The organism is Rhodobacter maris, assembly GCF_900217815.1.
Classification (GTDB): Bacteria; Pseudomonadota; Alphaproteobacteria; order Rhodobacterales; family Rhodobacteraceae; genus Rhodobacter; species Rhodobacter maris.
Genome location: NZ_OBMT01000002.1, coordinates 75354 through 89516, shown reverse-complemented (window position 1 = coordinate 89516; position 14163 = coordinate 75354). Strand labels below are relative to the sequence as shown.

13 protein-coding genes are annotated in these 14163 nt (G+C 65.6%); 11 read left to right on the top strand and 2 right to left on the bottom strand.

Annotation, left to right across the window (positions count from 1 at the left end; all coding sequences use genetic code 11):
* Positions 1 to 117 precede the first annotated feature (117 nt).
* The 5 genes from rplU to proB all read left to right on the top strand — a co-directional run bounded on the left by rplU (position 118) and on the right by proB (position 3898).
* Entirely contained in the window at positions 118 to 567 is a 450-nt protein-coding gene (gene rplU, locus CRO22_RS04655; protein WP_097068967.1) for a 50S ribosomal protein L21, read from the top strand.
* 6 nt (positions 568 to 573) lie between these two features.
* A complete protein-coding gene (rpmA, locus tag CRO22_RS04650; protein WP_097068966.1) occupies positions 574 to 843 on the top strand; it encodes a 50S ribosomal protein L27 in 270 nt (89 codons plus the stop codon).
* A 193-nt stretch (positions 844 to 1036) separates the two neighbouring features.
* On the top strand, positions 1037 to 1576 hold the full coding sequence (locus CRO22_RS04645; RefSeq protein WP_097068965.1) for a GNAT family N-acetyltransferase: 540 nt from the start codon (positions 1037 to 1039) through the stop codon (positions 1574 to 1576).
* A gap of 193 nt (positions 1577 to 1769) precedes the next feature.
* On the top strand, positions 1770 to 2795 hold the full coding sequence (gene obgE, locus CRO22_RS04640) for a GTPase ObgE (RefSeq protein ID WP_097068964.1): 1026 nt from the start codon (positions 1770 to 1772) through the stop codon (positions 2793 to 2795).
* Entirely contained in the window at positions 2792 to 3898 is a 1107-nt protein-coding gene (proB, locus tag CRO22_RS04635; protein ID WP_097068963.1) for a glutamate 5-kinase, read from the top strand. Before obgE ends, proB begins: the two co-directional genes overlap by 4 nt.
* A 117-nt stretch (positions 3899 to 4015) precedes the next feature.
* Here proB and CRO22_RS04630 read toward each other — a convergent pair whose 3' ends face one another.
* Positions 4016 to 5389, bottom strand: a complete 1374-nt coding sequence (locus tag CRO22_RS04630) for a M20/M25/M40 family metallo-hydrolase (protein WP_097068962.1) — start codon at positions 5387 to 5389, stop codon at positions 4016 to 4018.
* 228 nt (positions 5390 to 5617) lie between these two features.
* On the opposite strand from CRO22_RS04630, the gene hemA reads away from it, so the two are divergent.
* From hemA to ispG, 3 genes are all read left to right on the top strand, one after another.
* Positions 5618 to 6847, top strand: coding sequence for a 5-aminolevulinate synthase (gene hemA / locus CRO22_RS04625; RefSeq protein WP_097068961.1), 1230 nt, complete (start codon positions 5618 to 5620; stop codon positions 6845 to 6847).
* 104 nt (positions 6848 to 6951) lie between these two features.
* Positions 6952 to 8169, top strand: coding sequence for a helix-turn-helix domain-containing protein (locus CRO22_RS04620; RefSeq protein ID WP_097068960.1), 1218 nt, complete (start codon positions 6952 to 6954; stop codon positions 8167 to 8169).
* Between the two features lie 108 nt (positions 8170 to 8277).
* Positions 8278 to 9399 (top strand): flavodoxin-dependent (E)-4-hydroxy-3-methylbut-2-enyl-diphosphate synthase, encoded by a 1122-nt coding sequence (ispG, locus tag CRO22_RS04615; RefSeq protein ID WP_097068959.1) that lies wholly within the window; start codon positions 8278 to 8280, stop codon positions 9397 to 9399.
* A gap of 180 nt (positions 9400 to 9579) precedes the next feature.
* Here ispG and CRO22_RS04610 read toward each other — a convergent pair whose 3' ends face one another.
* Entirely contained in the window at positions 9580 to 10329 is a 750-nt protein-coding gene (locus tag CRO22_RS04610; protein WP_097068958.1) for a DsbA family protein, read from the bottom strand.
* A gap of 162 nt (positions 10330 to 10491) precedes the next feature.
* On the opposite strand from CRO22_RS04610, the gene CRO22_RS04605 reads away from it, so the two are divergent.
* From CRO22_RS04605 to CRO22_RS04595, 3 genes are all read left to right on the top strand, one after another.
* Positions 10492 to 11631, top strand: a complete 1140-nt coding sequence (locus tag CRO22_RS04605) for a pyridoxal phosphate-dependent aminotransferase (RefSeq protein ID WP_097068957.1) — start codon at positions 10492 to 10494, stop codon at positions 11629 to 11631.
* 81 nt (positions 11632 to 11712) lie between these two features.
* The gene (locus CRO22_RS04600) at positions 11713 to 12939 is read left to right on the top strand and encodes an N-acetylmuramoyl-L-alanine amidase (protein WP_097068956.1); all 1227 of its coding nucleotides are present in this window, start codon (positions 11713 to 11715) and stop codon (positions 12937 to 12939) included.
* 16 nt (positions 12940 to 12955) lie between these two features.
* The gene (locus CRO22_RS04595; protein WP_097068955.1) at positions 12956 to 14158 is read left to right on the top strand and encodes an RsmB/NOP family class I SAM-dependent RNA methyltransferase; all 1203 of its coding nucleotides are present in this window, start codon (positions 12956 to 12958) and stop codon (positions 14156 to 14158) included.
* Positions 14159 to 14163: the final 5 nt, after the last annotated feature.

Here is a 14163-nt window from a genome sequence, read left to right as displayed (position 1 = left end):
CCTCTCCGCCGGGATCATGTTTTCAACAACGCCCATCTGGGCGCGCTGTCCGAGGCGGGGCAACCCGGCAACACCCGAAAGGGGGCCACAGGGCGCGGCTGACACAAGGAAGAACGCATGTTCGCGGTCCTCAAGACGGGCGGCAAGCAATACAAGGTTCAGGCGGGCGATGTGCTGCGCGTGGAACTGATTGCCGCCGTCGCTGGTGAAAAAGTCCAGTTCAACGAAATTCTGATGGTGGGCGGTGAAACGCTGACCGTTGGCGCGCCCAATGTAGAAGGCGCGGCCGTCGTCGCCGAAGTGATCGACACGATCAAGGCCGACAAGGTCATCACCTACCACAAGCGCCGCCGGAAACACTCCTCGCAGCGCACCCGCGGCCACCGCCAACAGCTCACGCTGCTGCGCGTGACCGAAGTGCTCGCCTCCGGCGCTGCCGCCTCGGGTGTCAAGGAAGCCGTCGGCACCGCCTCGGCGCGCCGCGCAGTGCATGGCACCGCGGCTCCCGAAGCTGCCGCCCCCGCGAAACCGAAGCGCGCCAAAAAAGCCGCTGAAGCTCAGGAGTAATCCCCCATGGCACACAAAAAAGCAGGCGGCTCCTCGCGCAACGGTCGCGACTCTGCCGGCCGTCGCCTCGGCGTGAAACTCTACGGTGGCCAAGCCGCCGTTCCGGGCAACATCATCGTGCGTCAGCGCGGCACCAAGGTCTGGGCCGGCGAAGGCGTGATGATGGGCCGCGATCACACCCTGTTCGCCGTTGTCGAGGGCAAGATTGCCTATCGCAAGGGCCTCAAGGGCCGCACTTTTGTTTCGGTTCTCCCGGTCGCGGAGGCCGCCGAGTAAGCCGAACGTAACCCGAAGCGTTTATAAGGGGGATCGGCTGAAGCGCCGGTCCCCCTTTTCGTTTGCCCCGCGAGGGAAGGAGAGGGGCAAGCGGTCGCAGTTGAAATCGGTCATATGAACGCCAAGGTGCTGTCATGGGACTGTTTCCGTTTTCGAAGTAGGGCCAGAACGGCCAGCGTTTGAGGAGAACGCGATGTTTCAGACGACCATAACCGCGCAACCGGTGATCGAGGCCGAGCGTTTCCTGCTGCGTCCGCTGCGGCGCTCGGATGCCGGGCTGATTTCGATGTATACCGCCGACAAGCGCGTGGCCGAGGGCACCCGCGCGATCCCGCATCCGCTGCCGCCGGGCGCGACTGAAAGTTTCATTGCCCGCGCCATGTCCGAGGGGCGGGGAGAGGATGTCTGGGCGCTCGATGGCTCCGCGCAGGGGCTGGCCGAGGTGCTGGGGCTCGTGTCGCTCACCCGGCTCGACGACGACCAGTCCGAGATCGGTTTCTGGGTCGGGCCGGGGTTCTGGAACACGGGCTTTGCTTCGGAAGCCGTGGCCGCGCTGATCGCCGCCAACCCGCATCGCGCGCGCACGCTGATGGCCGAGGTGTTTCAGGACAATCCTGGCTCGGCGCGCGTGCTCAGCCATAACGGGTTTGAGTATCTCGGCGATGCCGAGAGCTGGTCGGTGGCGCGCAACGCCCGCGTGCCGACCTGGACCTATGTGAAGAAACTCGATTGAGGGAGATCGGGGAGGGCCAGCCCTCCCCGACCCCCACCTGCCGGAAGGGCGATGCCCTCCCGGGCCCACCCGCTCCCGGTCTGCTGCCCCGTCTTGGCCGAAATCCCGCGGGAGTTTGAGGGCGCGCCCCATGCGCCGCTTGCGCAATCGGCGCGGGGCGCGTAAACGGGCGCCTTGCGAAAGGGGCCATACGATGAAATTCCTCGACCTTGCGAAAGTCTATATCCGCTCGGGCGGCGGCGGGGCCGGTTGCGTGAGTTTCCGGCGCGAGAAATTCATCGAATTCGGCGGCCCCGATGGCGGCGATGGCGGCACTGGCGGTTCGGTCTGGGCCGAGGCGGTCGAAGGGCTGAACACGCTGATCGATTTCCGCTATCAGCAGCATTTCTTTGCCCAGACCGGCCAGCACGGCATGGGCAGCCAGTGTACCGGCAAGGATGGCGAGGATGTCGTGCTGAAAGTGCCGGTGGGCACCGAGATCATCGACGAGGACGAGGAAACGGTGATTGCCGATCTTGTCACCCCGGGGCAGCGCGTGCTTCTGGCCAAGGGCGGCAATGGCGGCTGGGGCAACCTGCGGTTCAAATCCTCGACCAACCGCGCGCCACGCAACGCCAACCCCGGCCAGGAAGGGGTTGAGCGCACGCTTTGGCTGCGGCTCAAACTCATCGCGGACGCCGGGCTTCTGGGGTTGCCCAATGCCGGCAAATCGACCTTCCTTTCGGCCGTCTCGAACGCGCGCCCGAAGATTGCGGATTACCCGTTCACGACCCTTGTGCCGAACCTTGGCGTGGTTGGTATCGACGGCAAGGAATTCGTGATGGCCGATATTCCGGGGCTGATCGAGGGCGCCTCCGAGGGCCGGGGGCTCGGCGATCAGTTCCTGGGCCATGTCGAGCGCTGTTCAGTGCTTTTGCACCTTGTCGATGGCACGTCGAGCACGATCACCAAGGATTACCGCACCATCATCGGCGAGCTTGAGGCCTATTCCGAGGCGCTTTACGAAAAGCCCCGGATCACCGTGCTCAACAAGGCCGATGCGCTCGACGCCAAGACGCTTTCGAGCCGCAGGCGCGCGCTGGAAAAGGCCTCCGGCGGGCCGGTGCTGGTGATGTCGGGCGTGTCGAAAAAGGGCGTGACTGAAGTTTTGCGCGCGCTCTGGGCGGAGATTGCCGAGGATCGCGCCGAAGAGCAAGAGGTGACGCCTTGGCAACCATGACGCCGCGCGCCGAGACGGCGAAACGGCTGGTGATCAAGATCGGCTCGGCGCTTCTGGTGGGGGCCGAAGGGCTGAACACCGGTTGGCTCACCGCACTTGCCGAAGATGTGGCGTCGGCGCGCAAGCGCGGCGCGGATGTGGTCCTCGTCTCCTCGGGTTCGATCGCGCTCGGGCGCCGCGTGCTCGGCCTGCCGCCGGGGCCTTTGCCGCTCGAGCAAAGCCAGGCGGCGGCAGCGGTGGGGCAGATCCGCCTTGCCCAGGCCTATCAAGAGGTCTTGGCGCCCCACGGCGTGACCACGGCGCAGGTGCTGGTGACGCTTGAGGATACTGATGACCGGCGGCGTTATCTGAACTCGCGCGCGACGATGGCGACGCTGCTTGCCATGGGCGTCGTGCCGATCGTGAACGAGAATGACACGGTGGCGACCGACGAGATCCGCTTTGGCGACAACGACCGGCTGGCGGCGCAGATCGCCGTGACCGTGGGCGCGGATCAGCTGATCCTGCTGTCCGATGTCGACGGGCTCTATACCGCGAACCCGAAGGAAGACCCGAGCGCCACCCGCTTTGACGTGGTTGACCATATCACCCCCGAGATCGAGGCAATGGCGGGCGATCCGATCTCCGGCCTCTCCAAGGGCGGCATGAAGACGAAGCTCCTGGCGGCGAAAACCGCCGTTGCGGGCGGCTGCGCCATGGCGATCATGGAGGGCTCGGTCGCGCGCCCGCTGCGCGCGCTGGCCGAGGGCGCAAATTGCACCTGGTTCCTGCCCGAGGGCGACCCGCAGGCGGCGCGCAAGCGCTGGATCGCGGCGATGAAGCCGCGCGGCGAGGTGACGGTCGATGCGGGCGCGGTCGGGGCGCTCCTTTTGGGCAAATCGCTCCTGCCGGCGGGGGTCACAAAAGTCTCGGGGCGGTTCGGGCGCGGCGAGCCGGTGACGATTGCCGGCCCCGATGGCGCGGTGCTCGGCAAGGGGCTGATGCGCTACACGGCGGAAGAGGCGCGCAAGATCGCGCGTCATCGCTCAAGCGAGATCGAGGGAATTCTCGGCTATCCCGGGCGCGCCGCGCTTATTCACCGCGACGATATGGTGCTCGGCTAAACGCTTGAAGCGGGCAGGGGGCGCGGCCCCTTTGGCCTTTGACCAATCGGCCTCTCTTCGACTTTGCCTAAATATCCCACGGGGGGGGGGGGGGGGTGCCCCCCCCGCCGCGACCGGTCAGCCCGCGATCCGCTCCAGCACGCGTGCCCAGCTCCGGATCCCCTTGTGGAAGCTTTGCAGGTCGTATTTTTCGTTCGGGCTGTGGATCTGGTCGTCATCCTTGCCAAAGCCCACAAGCATCGCATCCATGCCAAGGATGTCCTTGAAATAGCCCGCAATCGGGATCGAGCCGCCGCAGCCGACGAAGGCGGCGGGGCGCTCCCATTCCTCCGAAAGCGCTTCGCGCGTGGCCTCGAAAGCGGGGTCGGTGATTTCCATCACCGCGGCGGGCGAGCCGTTCGGACCGGTCCAGACCAGTTCACAATCGGGCGGCAGCTGCGCCGCGATCCAGGCCTTGAAGCTTGCAAGGATCTTGTCGGGATCTTGCTCGGAGACGAGACGGAAGCTCACTTTCGCACTCGCCTCTGCAGGCAGCACGGTCTTGAAGCCCGCGCCCGTATAGCCGCCCCAGATGCCGTTGATCTCGGCGGTCGGGCGCGACCAGATCTGCTCAAGCGGCGTGCGGTCCACCTCACCCGCAGGAGTGGTGAGCCCGACCCCGCCGAGGAAAGCGGCGTGATCGAAGCCAAGCCCCTGCCACTGCGCCGCCACCGCCTCGGGCAGTTCCGCCACATCGTCATAGAAGCCCGGTAGCGTGACCCGGCCCTGATCGTCATGCAACCCGCCAAGGATCTTGGTGATCACCCGGATCGGGTTGATCGCCACGCCGCCGAACATGCCCGAGTGCAGATCCTTGTTGGCGGCGCGAATGGTGAACTCGATCTTCGCGAGCCCGCGCAACATGGTGACGATGGCGGGCACTTCATCGGCAAACATGCCGGTATCGCAGATCAGCGCGAGATCCGCCGAGAGCTCTTCGCTGTTTTCCTCCAGGAAGGGAATCAGCGAGGGCGAGCCGGATTCCTCCTCGCCCTCGAAAAAGATCGTAAGGTTGCCGGGCAAGGTGCCATGCACATCCTTCCACGCGCGGCAGGCCTCGATGAAGGTCATCAACTGGCCCTTGTCATCGCCCGCGCCGCGGCCGCGGATCACCCGCCCCTTCGGCGTCTCCTCGATCTGCGGGTCGAAGGGATCGCGCGCCCAGAGCTCGAGCGGGTCGACCGGCTGCACGTCATAGTGACCGTAAAAGAGGATATGCCGCCCCGGCCCGGTATGCCGCCCGATCACCATCGGATGCCCCGGCGTGGGGCGCGATGACGCTGAAAAGCCCAGGGATTTCAACTCCTGCACCAGCCAGTTTGCCGCCTGGGCGCAATCTGCGTCGAACTCCGGGTCGGTGGAAATCGAGGGAATGCGCATCAGTTCCATCAGCCGCTCGCAGGAGTCGGGCAGGGTTTCATCGATACGGGAAAGAACGGCTTCGAGCGTCATTTTGGTCTCCTTTGGAGGAAGCCTAACAGCCACTTTGCCGCAGCACCAGACGCTGCGCATCCCTCAAATGCCCGAAAAATCATCCGCGAAATAAAATTGTGCATCGGCATGCGACAATTTAGAACTCCCTTTTTGTGAGCTTGACGCTTATCAAGGACCGTGCCGGAAGGGCCGAAGAGCCGACACCGGCAGACCACAACCAAGTGCATCAAGCCAGGGGTGACGACTATGGACTATGATCTCGCGCTCGACAAAGCGATCCAGAAACTGCACGACGAAGGCCGCTACCGGACCTTCATCAACATTGAGCGCGAAAAAGGCGCCTTCCCGAAGGCGCAGTGGAACCGCCCCGACGGGGCGAAGCAGGACATCACCGTCTGGTGTGGCAACGACTATCTGGGCATGGGCCAGCATCCGGTCGTTCTCGCCGCCATGCATGAGGCGCTTGAAGCCGTTGGCGCCGGTTCTGGCGGCACCCGCAACATTTCCGGCACCACCGCCTATCACAAGGCGCTTGAGGCCGAACTCGCCGATCTGCACGGCAAGGAAGCCGCGCTCGTCTTCTCCTCGGCCTATATCGCGAATGACGCGACGCTGAGCACCCTGCGCGTGCTCTTCCCCGGCCTGATCATCTATTCCGACAGCCTGAACCATGCCTCGATGATCGAAGGCATCAAGCGCAATCAAGGCCCGAAACGGATCTTCCGTCATAATGACGTGGCGCATCTGCGCGAACTTCTGGCCGCCGACGATCCGGCCGCGCCGAAGCTGATCGCCTTTGAATCGATCTATTCGATGGACGGCGATTTCGGCCCGATCAAGGACATCTGCGACCTCGCCGACGAATTCGGTGCGCTGACCTATATCGACGAAGTGCATGCCGTGGGCATGTATGGGCCGCGCGGCGCCGGTGTGGCGGAACGTGACGGGCTGATGGACCGGATCGACATCTTCAACGGCACGCTCGCGAAAGCCTATGGCGTGTTCGGCGGCTATATCGCCACCACCGCGAAAATGGTCGATGCCGTGCGCTCCTATGCGCCGGGCTTCATCTTCTCGACCTCGCTGCCGCCGGCCATCGCGGCGGGGGCGCGCGCCTCGATCGCCTTCCTGAAAACAGCGGACGGGCAGAAGCTGCGCGACATGCAGCAGGCCCATGCGAAAGCGCTCAAGCTGCGCCTCAAAGCGCTTGGCATGCCGATCATCGATCATGGCAGCCATATCGTTCCGGTGGTGATCGGCGACCCCGTGCACACCAAGGCGGTTTCCGACATGCTCTTGAGCGATTACGGCGTCTATGTGCAGCCGATCAACTTCCCGACCGTGCCGCGCGGCACCGAACGGCTGCGCTTCACGCCCTCGCCGGTGCATGACATGGCGCAGATCGACGGGCTCGTGAACGCGATGGATGCGCTCTGGGCGCGCTGTGCGCTGAATCGCGCCGAAGCCGTCGCCTGAGCCATTCTGCAAGTGCAACCCTCCCCGGGGTGTGGTAGTCAAATATCAAGAATTATGGGCCATGAGGCTCGAATCGGAACGACACCTCGGGGACGGGCAGGCACATGATCAGGTGGAAGGTCACTCCTTCGACACAAGAGGATGAGGCAAAACCGAAAGGTTTTGACGATTTCGAACTGCGTCTGGGCGATGTGCTGCGCGGCGAGCGCGCGACGCTTGCCAAATCCCTCCTTGATGTGCAGCGTGAGCTGCGCATCAAGGCAATCCATATTGCCGCGATCGAAAACTGCGACGTTTCGGCCTTCGAATCGCCCTCGTTCATCGCCGGTTTCGTGCGCTCCTATGCGCGCTATCTGGGGCTCGATCCGGATTGGGCCTTCGAACGGTTTTGCCGTGAGGCGGGCTTCTCGCCGACCCATGGTCTCGCCGCCGCCGCCTCCGGGCCGAAGCCGCAGCGCCGCCCTGCCGATCTGAGCGAGTCGCTTGCCAACCCGAATGCCTCCTTCATTCCGAAGCCCGCGCCGTTCTGGACCAAGATCGACCCGCGCGCCGTGGGTTCGCTCGCCGTCGTGATGATGGTCGCGGGCGGAATCGGTTATGGTGGCTGGTCGGTGCTGCAGGAAGTGCAGCGGGTGCAGCTTGCCCCGGTCGATCAGGCGCCCGGCGTGGTGGCCGAAATCGACCCGCTCCATTCCGTTGCGCCGATGCAGGTGGCGAGTTCCGCCGATGCGCTGCCCGCGACCGCGGCAACTGAGGCCTTTGACCGGCTCTACCGTCCGGCCGCACTGGAGACCCCTGTGCTGATCGCGCGGGATGGTCCGATTGCCGCGATCGACCCGCGCGAGGCGGGGCTGCTTGCGGGCACGGCACCTGCCGCCCCCGCTGTTCCGGTGCGCCTCTCCGAAGCCGCGCAACCTTTGCCCGCGGCCGCGGGGGATTCCCTGCCGATGGTGCGCACGTTGGGGGCCGATGCGCCCGAAGTGGAACTTATTGCCGTGCGTCCCTCCTGGGTGCGCGTGACGGGCTCGGATGGTTCGGTGATCTTCGAGAAGGTGATGGATGCGGGCGAGCGCTTCGCGGTGCCCCGGCTTGAAGAACCGCCGAAGTTGCGTGCCGGGGAATCGGGCGCGATCTATTTTGCCGTCAATGGCGTGGCGCATGGGCCTGCGGGCGCGAAGGGCGCAGTGACGAAGGGGATCGTGCTGGCGCCCGAGGCGCTCGACGCGAGCTATGCCGTGGCCGATCTTTCTGCCGACAGCGATCTGGCCAAGCTCGTCGCCGTGGCCGATGCCTCGTCTGCCATCGCAACGCCCACCGAATAACGAGACTGCTATCGCGATGGGGCCGCTTTGCGGCAGGGAGCGGCATTGCGTCCGTTGCCCTCGCGCGGCGGCTGACCTATGTGTTGGGCAACGAACCGGAGGCCTCTCATGTCGCACAATCCCATCCGCCCGTGGCGCAACATCGCGCGCCGCCCCTCGCGCAAGATCTGGGTGGGCAAGGTGCCCGTGGGGGGCGATGCGCCGATCTCGGTGCAGACGATGACCAATACCATCACCTCTGACGTGAAAGCCACGCTGGGGCAGGTGATCCGCGCCGCCGAGGTGGGGGCCGATATCGTCCGCGTCTCGGCGCCCGACGAGGATGCCACCCGCGCGCTGAAGGAGATCTGCCGCGAGAGCCCGGTGCCGATCGTGGCCGACATCCATTTCCACTACAAGCGCGCGATCGAGGCGGCCGAGGCGGGCGCGGCCTGCCTGCGCATCAACCCCGGCAATATCGGCGATGCCAAGCGCGTGCGCGAGGTGATCAAGGCCGCGAAGGACCATGGCTGCTCGATGCGGATCGGGGTCAATGCGGGCTCGCTCGAAAAGCACCTTTTGGACAAATACGGCGAGCCCTGCCCGGAGGCGATGCTCGAATCCGGTATGGATCACATCAAGATCCTCGAAGACAACGACTTTCATGAGTTCAAGATCTCGGTCAAGGCCTCCGATGTGTTCCTTGCCGCCGCCGCCTATCAGGCGCTGGCGGAGGCCACCGACAAGCCGCTGCACCTTGGCATCACCGAGGCGGGCGGGCTGATGTCGGGCACGGTGAAATCGGCGGTGGGGCTTGGCAACCTGCTTTGGGCGGGCATTGGCGACACGATCCGGGTCAGCCTTTCCGCCGATCCGGTCGAAGAGGTCAAGGTCGGCTACGAGATCCTGAAATCGCTCGGGCTGCGCGCGCGCGGCGTGCAGATCATCTCCTGCCCCTCCTGCGCGCGGCAGGGCTTTGACGTGATCAAGACGGTGGATGCGCTGGAGCGCCGGCTCGAACACATCAAGACGCCGATGAGCCTCTCGATCATCGGCTGCGTGGTGAACGGGCCGGGAGAGGCGCTGATGACGGATATCGGCTTTACCGGCGGCGGCGCGGGCGCGGGGATGATTTATCTTGCGGGCAAGCAAAGCCACAAGATGTCGAACGAGGCGATGATCGAGGAGATCGTGCGGCTCGTGGAGGAGCGGGCTGCGGCGCTCGATGCGGCGGAGCAGGCGGCCGAGTGAGGAGGGGCGCTGCTTCCCGTCTGCAGATGCAGACACCTCCAAGGGTATTGCAGCAAAGTCGAAGCCGAACATAAAAGGGGCGCCGCAGGGGCGCCCTTTTGCCATCATGCCCTCGACTTTGCTGAAATATCCCGGGGGGGAATGGGCCGCAGGCCCAGAGGGGACGGCGCCCCCTTTCCCTCAGCCGCGTTCCTGCGCCACGATCTGCTGCATTGTCTCGGTAGGCGCGTAGCCGCGCAGGAGCTGGCCGCCGACGACGAAGGCGGGTGTGCCTGCGATGCCCATCCGTTCGGCAAGCTGGGCATTGGTACGCAGCACCGCCGTCACCTCTTCGGTGTTCATCTTCGCGACCACGGCATCGGCATTGATCTTCTGCGCCTCCGCGAGCCGCTTCAGGCTGTCGAGCGTGATGTCGCCGCGCAGATCCATCAGCGCGTTATGCACCGCCTCATAGGCGGCATCGCCCGCCACTTGGCGCACCGCCACCGCAAAGCGCGCCGCGAGCACCGATTGATCCGAGAGGATCGGGAATTCCTTCACCACGAAGCGGATCTTGCCATCTTTTTTCAGCACTTCGTCAACGACTTGATAGGCCTTCTTGCAGTAGCTGCATTTGTAATCGATGAACTCGACCATCGTTACATCGCCATCCGGGTTGCCGCCTACCCAGTCGCCCGCAAAATCGAAGATGTCCTGCGCGTTGGTTTGCACCAGAACCTTGTCGTTTTGCGCGGCTTGCGCCTGCTGACGCTCTTCAAGCTTGTTGATCGCCTCGACCAGAACCTCGGGGTTCTCCATCAGGTAATCGCGCACGGCCGTGCCGAACTGCGCCTTTTCGTCCGCACTCATTGCGCCGAGATCGAACGCCTGAGCGGGCAGCGCGAGCGCGGTCGAAAGCGCAAAGAGGGCGGCGAGCGAGAGACGGGTCATCGGGTCATCCTGAAAGGGGCGCCTGCGGCGCCGGTTCGCGGCACCTTCGCCAATGCTGCGCCGGCACGCAAGACAAATCCCGCCGCCCCGCTTCAGGCTTTCGTCATTGACCGCGTATCGCCCCGGGCCTATCCCGGGGCCGCAACTTTTCGGGAGGCGACAATGCGCAGATCCAGCCGGGGGCAGGTCGATCCGTTCATCGTGATGGATGTGATGGAGGCGGCGCGGGCGGCCGAGGCGGCGGGGCGGCGCATCATCCATATGGAGGTGGGCCAGCCTTCGACACCGGCGCCTGCGCGCGCGCGCAAAGCACTTGCCGCAGCGCTTGAGCGCGAGAGCCTCGGTTATACCGTGGCACTGGGCCTGCCGGAGTTGCGCCGTGGCATCGCCAGCCTTTATGCGCGCTGGTATGGCGTCGATCTCGACCCCGAGCGGGTGGTGGTCACGCCGGGCTCCTCGGGCGCGTTCCTGCTCGCCTTTTCCGCGCTGTTCGATGCCGGGGACCGCGTCGCCCTCGGGGCGCCGGGCTATCCGAGCTATCGACAGATCCTGCGTGCCATGTCGGTCACGCCGGTCGATATTCTGACCCGGCCCGAGAACCGCTACCAGCCGGTGCCCGCGGAACTTCCCGCCGATGTGCAGGGCCTCATCGTCGCCTCGCCCGGCAACCCTTCGGGGACCATGCTCGGCAAGCCCGAGCTTGCGGCGCTGATGCAGGCGGCCAGCGCGCGCGGGCTCGGCTTTGTCTCCGACGAGATCTATCATGGGCTCCACTATGAGGCCCGTGCCACCTCGGCGCTGGAAATCGGCAACGACGCCTATGTGATCAACTCGTTTTCGAAATACTTCTCGATGACGGGCTGGCGTGTGGGCTGGATGGTGGTGCCGGAGGATCATATCCGCACCGTTGAGCGGCTGGCGCAGAACATGTTCATCTGCCCGCCGCATGCGAGCCAGGTGGCAGCGCTCGCCGCGCTTGAGGCGATTGACGAGCTGGAGGCGAACCGCGCGGTCTATGCGCAAAACCGCACCCTCATGCTTGAGGCGCTGCCGAAGGCGGGCTTTGGCAAAATCGCGCCGCCCGATGGCGCCTTCTACATTTATGCCGATGTCTCCGATCTGACGCAGGACAGCCGCGCGTTTTGCGCCGAAATCCTCGAGAAGGCGGGCGTGGCCGTGACGCCGGGGCTCGATTTCGACCCGGTGCGCGGCCATACGACGGTGCGCTTTTCCTATGCCCGCGCCACGGCCGAGCTCGAAGAGGGGCTCGCGGCGCTGACCGCCTTCATGACAACGCGCTGAGGGGATTCCCCCTCGCCCCGCCTTGCGTTACGATGGGGCAAACCGGCCGTCCGGACCGGGCAGGCCTGAAGCTGAGCAGAGATGAGACTTTTCCTTCCGATCCTCACGGCGCTTCTGGCGCTCACGCTTTCCGCGCGCGCAGAGACGCCCGGGCTTTCGGGGCTTGCGCGTCTCGAACCGGATCGCAGTGCGATCAACGTCAGCGCGACGGAAACCGGAATCACGCTGGGCCTGAGCCAGCCGGTGCCGTTCCGCGCCTTCCTTCTGGATGCCCCGCCACGGCTTGTCGTGGACTTCCGCGAAGTGGATTTTACCGCGGCGCAGGCGGATGACTTTGCGCATCAGGGTCTTCTGGGCGCGTTGCGCTGGGGCAAGTTCCGCCCCGGCTGGTCGCGGATGGTGGCGGAGCTCACCGCACCGGCGCGGATCGTTTCGGCCGAGGAACGCACCGAGGCAGGAAGCGGCCGCCCGCCGGAGCTGCATCTGGTGCTTGCGCCGGTCGATGCCGCCGATTTCCGCACCCATGACGGCGCGGCACAATCCGCATTGTGGGATCTGCCGCAGCCGGTGCCCACCGGCCAGCCGCTCATCCGGCAAGATGGCACCCGGCCGCTGCGGGTGATGCTTGACCCGGGGCATGGGGGCATCGACCCCGGCGCCGAGGCGGATGGCTATTCGGAGGCGGTGCTGGTGCTCTCCTTTGCGCGCGAGTTGAAGGAGGCGATGACCCGCGCCGGAATCGAGGTTGGCCTGACGCGCGACGAAGATGTCTTCGTGCCGCTCGAAGAGCGGATCACCCGCGCCCATGCCTTCCGTGCCGATCTTTTTCTGGCGCTCCATGCCGATGCGCTCCCCGAGGGGCAGGCGATGGGCGCCACCCTCTACCGCTTCGACGACAAGGCCTCGGATTCCGCCGCGCGCGTGCTCGCCGAACGGCATGACCGGTCAGATCTTCTGGCTGGCGTCGATCTCATGGGGCATGACGATGCGGTGGCGGGGGTCTTGATGGACCTCGCCCGCACCGAGACCCAACCGCGCGTGGTGCGGCTCGCCCAGGTGCTTGCGGGGGCGATCAAGGGGGCCGGGCTCAGGATGCATCGCCATCCGGTGCAGGCCGCGAATTTTGCCGTGCTGCGCTCGCCTGACATCCCCTCGGCCCTGGTGGAACTCGGGTTTCTGTCCTCGCCGGTGGATCGGGCGCGGCTTCTCGATGCCGATTGGCGCGCGCAGATGGCGGCCGCGATCACCGAAGGTGTGTTGCGATGGGCCAAGGCCGATGCCGCGGAAGCGCGCCTTTTGCGCCAGTGAGCCAACAAGGAGTGCCATGACCCCCGCTGCCCGCCTTGCCGCCGCGATCGACGTGCTCGATGCCATCCTCGCGGGGGCGCCCGCCGAACGCGCCCTGACGAACTGGGGCCGGGCCAACCGTTTTGCCGGCTCGGGTGACCGCGCCGCGGTGCGCGATCATGTGTTTGACGCGCTTCGTTGCCGCGGCAGCTTTGCGGCGCTCGGCGGCGCTCTCACGGGCCGCGGGTTGATGCTCGGGCTTTGCCGCGCCGAAGATCGCGCCCCGGAAGCGTTTTTCACCGGTGCGGGCCATGCGCCTGCCGCACTCACCGATGCCGAGAGAGACCATCTTTGCGTGGCGCGCCCCGCCGCTGAAGATCTGGCCGCAAGAGACTGGCCAGATTGGCTTTTGCCGCAAATCAAGGAAGATCTCGGGAGCGATTTCGATGCCGTATCGGCGCAGATGCAGGCGCGTGCGCCAGTGTTCCTGCGGGTGAATGTCGCCAAAACCACGCGCCGGGCAGCGCAGGCCGCTCTTGCGGCGGAGGGGATCGAAGCGGCGGCCCATCCGCTTGCGGAAACCGCGCTCGAAGTGACCGCAGGCGCGCGCAAAATCATGAAAAGCCGAGCATATGAGACCGGCCTCGTCGAATTGCAGGATGCCGCCTCGCAGGCGATGCTTGCGCTCGTGCCGCTTTCACCGGGGGCGCGGGTGCTCGATTATTGCGCGGGCGGCGGCGGCAAGGCGCTGGCGCTGGCCGCCGCCGCCCCGCAGGCCCGGATCACCGCACATGACATCGACGCCGCACGCATGCGCGACATCGCCCCCCGCGCCAAACGGGCGGGAGCGCGGATCACGCTGGCGCAACCGGGAAAAGTGACCGGCACTTTCGATCTCGTGCTGGTCGATGCGCCTTGCTCGGGCTCGGGCACATGGCGGCGCGCGCCCGAGGCAAAATGGGCGCTCACCCCCGCGCGGCTTGCCGAACTGACCGCGTTGCAAGGCGAAATTCTGGCACAGGCAGCGCGCTTTGTCGCTCCGGGCGGGCGGCTTTGCTACATGACCTGCTCGCTTCTTTCGGTTGAGAACGCCGCACCCATCGCCGCATTCCGCGGTACCGGCTGGCAAGTGACCCGCGCACTTCGCCTCACGCCGCGCGACGGTGGTGACGGTTTTTTTGGCGCGGTACTGGAACGGGATGGAACGGATCGGGAACTTGCTCTTACATCTTTAGGTTGAGGTAG

What these genes read in the sequence shown, in the direction of transcription:
- ispG (WP_097068959.1), top strand. Translation starts at nt 8,278, where the DNA reads ATGTCGCACAATCCCATCCGCCCGTGGCGCAACATCGCGCGCCGCCCC.
- CRO22_RS04605 (WP_097068957.1), top strand. Translation starts at nt 10,492, where the DNA reads ATGCGCAGATCCAGCCGGGGGCAGGTCGATCCGTTCATCGTGATGGAT.
- rplU (WP_097068967.1), top strand. Translation starts at nt 118, where the DNA reads ATGTTCGCGGTCCTCAAGACGGGCGGCAAGCAATACAAGGTTCAGGCG.
- CRO22_RS04630 (WP_097068962.1), bottom strand. Translation starts at nt 5,389, where the DNA reads ATGACGCTCGAAGCCGTTCTTTCCCGTATCGATGAAACCCTGCCCGAC.
- proB (WP_097068963.1), top strand. Translation starts at nt 2,792, where the DNA reads ATGACGCCGCGCGCCGAGACGGCGAAACGGCTGGTGATCAAGATCGGC.
- CRO22_RS04620 (WP_097068960.1), top strand. Translation starts at nt 6,952, where the DNA reads ATGATCAGGTGGAAGGTCACTCCTTCGACACAAGAGGATGAGGCAAAA.
- obgE (WP_097068964.1), top strand. Translation starts at nt 1,770, where the DNA reads ATGAAATTCCTCGACCTTGCGAAAGTCTATATCCGCTCGGGCGGCGGC.
- CRO22_RS04610 (WP_097068958.1), bottom strand. Translation starts at nt 10,329, where the DNA reads ATGACCCGTCTCTCGCTCGCCGCCCTCTTTGCGCTTTCGACCGCGCTC.
- CRO22_RS04600 (WP_097068956.1), top strand. Translation starts at nt 11,713, where the DNA reads ATGAGACTTTTCCTTCCGATCCTCACGGCGCTTCTGGCGCTCACGCTT.
- rpmA (WP_097068966.1), top strand. Translation starts at nt 574, where the DNA reads ATGGCACACAAAAAAGCAGGCGGCTCCTCGCGCAACGGTCGCGACTCT.
- hemA (WP_097068961.1), top strand. Translation starts at nt 5,618, where the DNA reads ATGGACTATGATCTCGCGCTCGACAAAGCGATCCAGAAACTGCACGAC.
- CRO22_RS04595 (WP_097068955.1), top strand. Translation starts at nt 12,956, where the DNA reads ATGACCCCCGCTGCCCGCCTTGCCGCCGCGATCGACGTGCTCGATGCC.
- CRO22_RS04645 (WP_097068965.1), top strand. Translation starts at nt 1,037, where the DNA reads ATGTTTCAGACGACCATAACCGCGCAACCGGTGATCGAGGCCGAGCGT.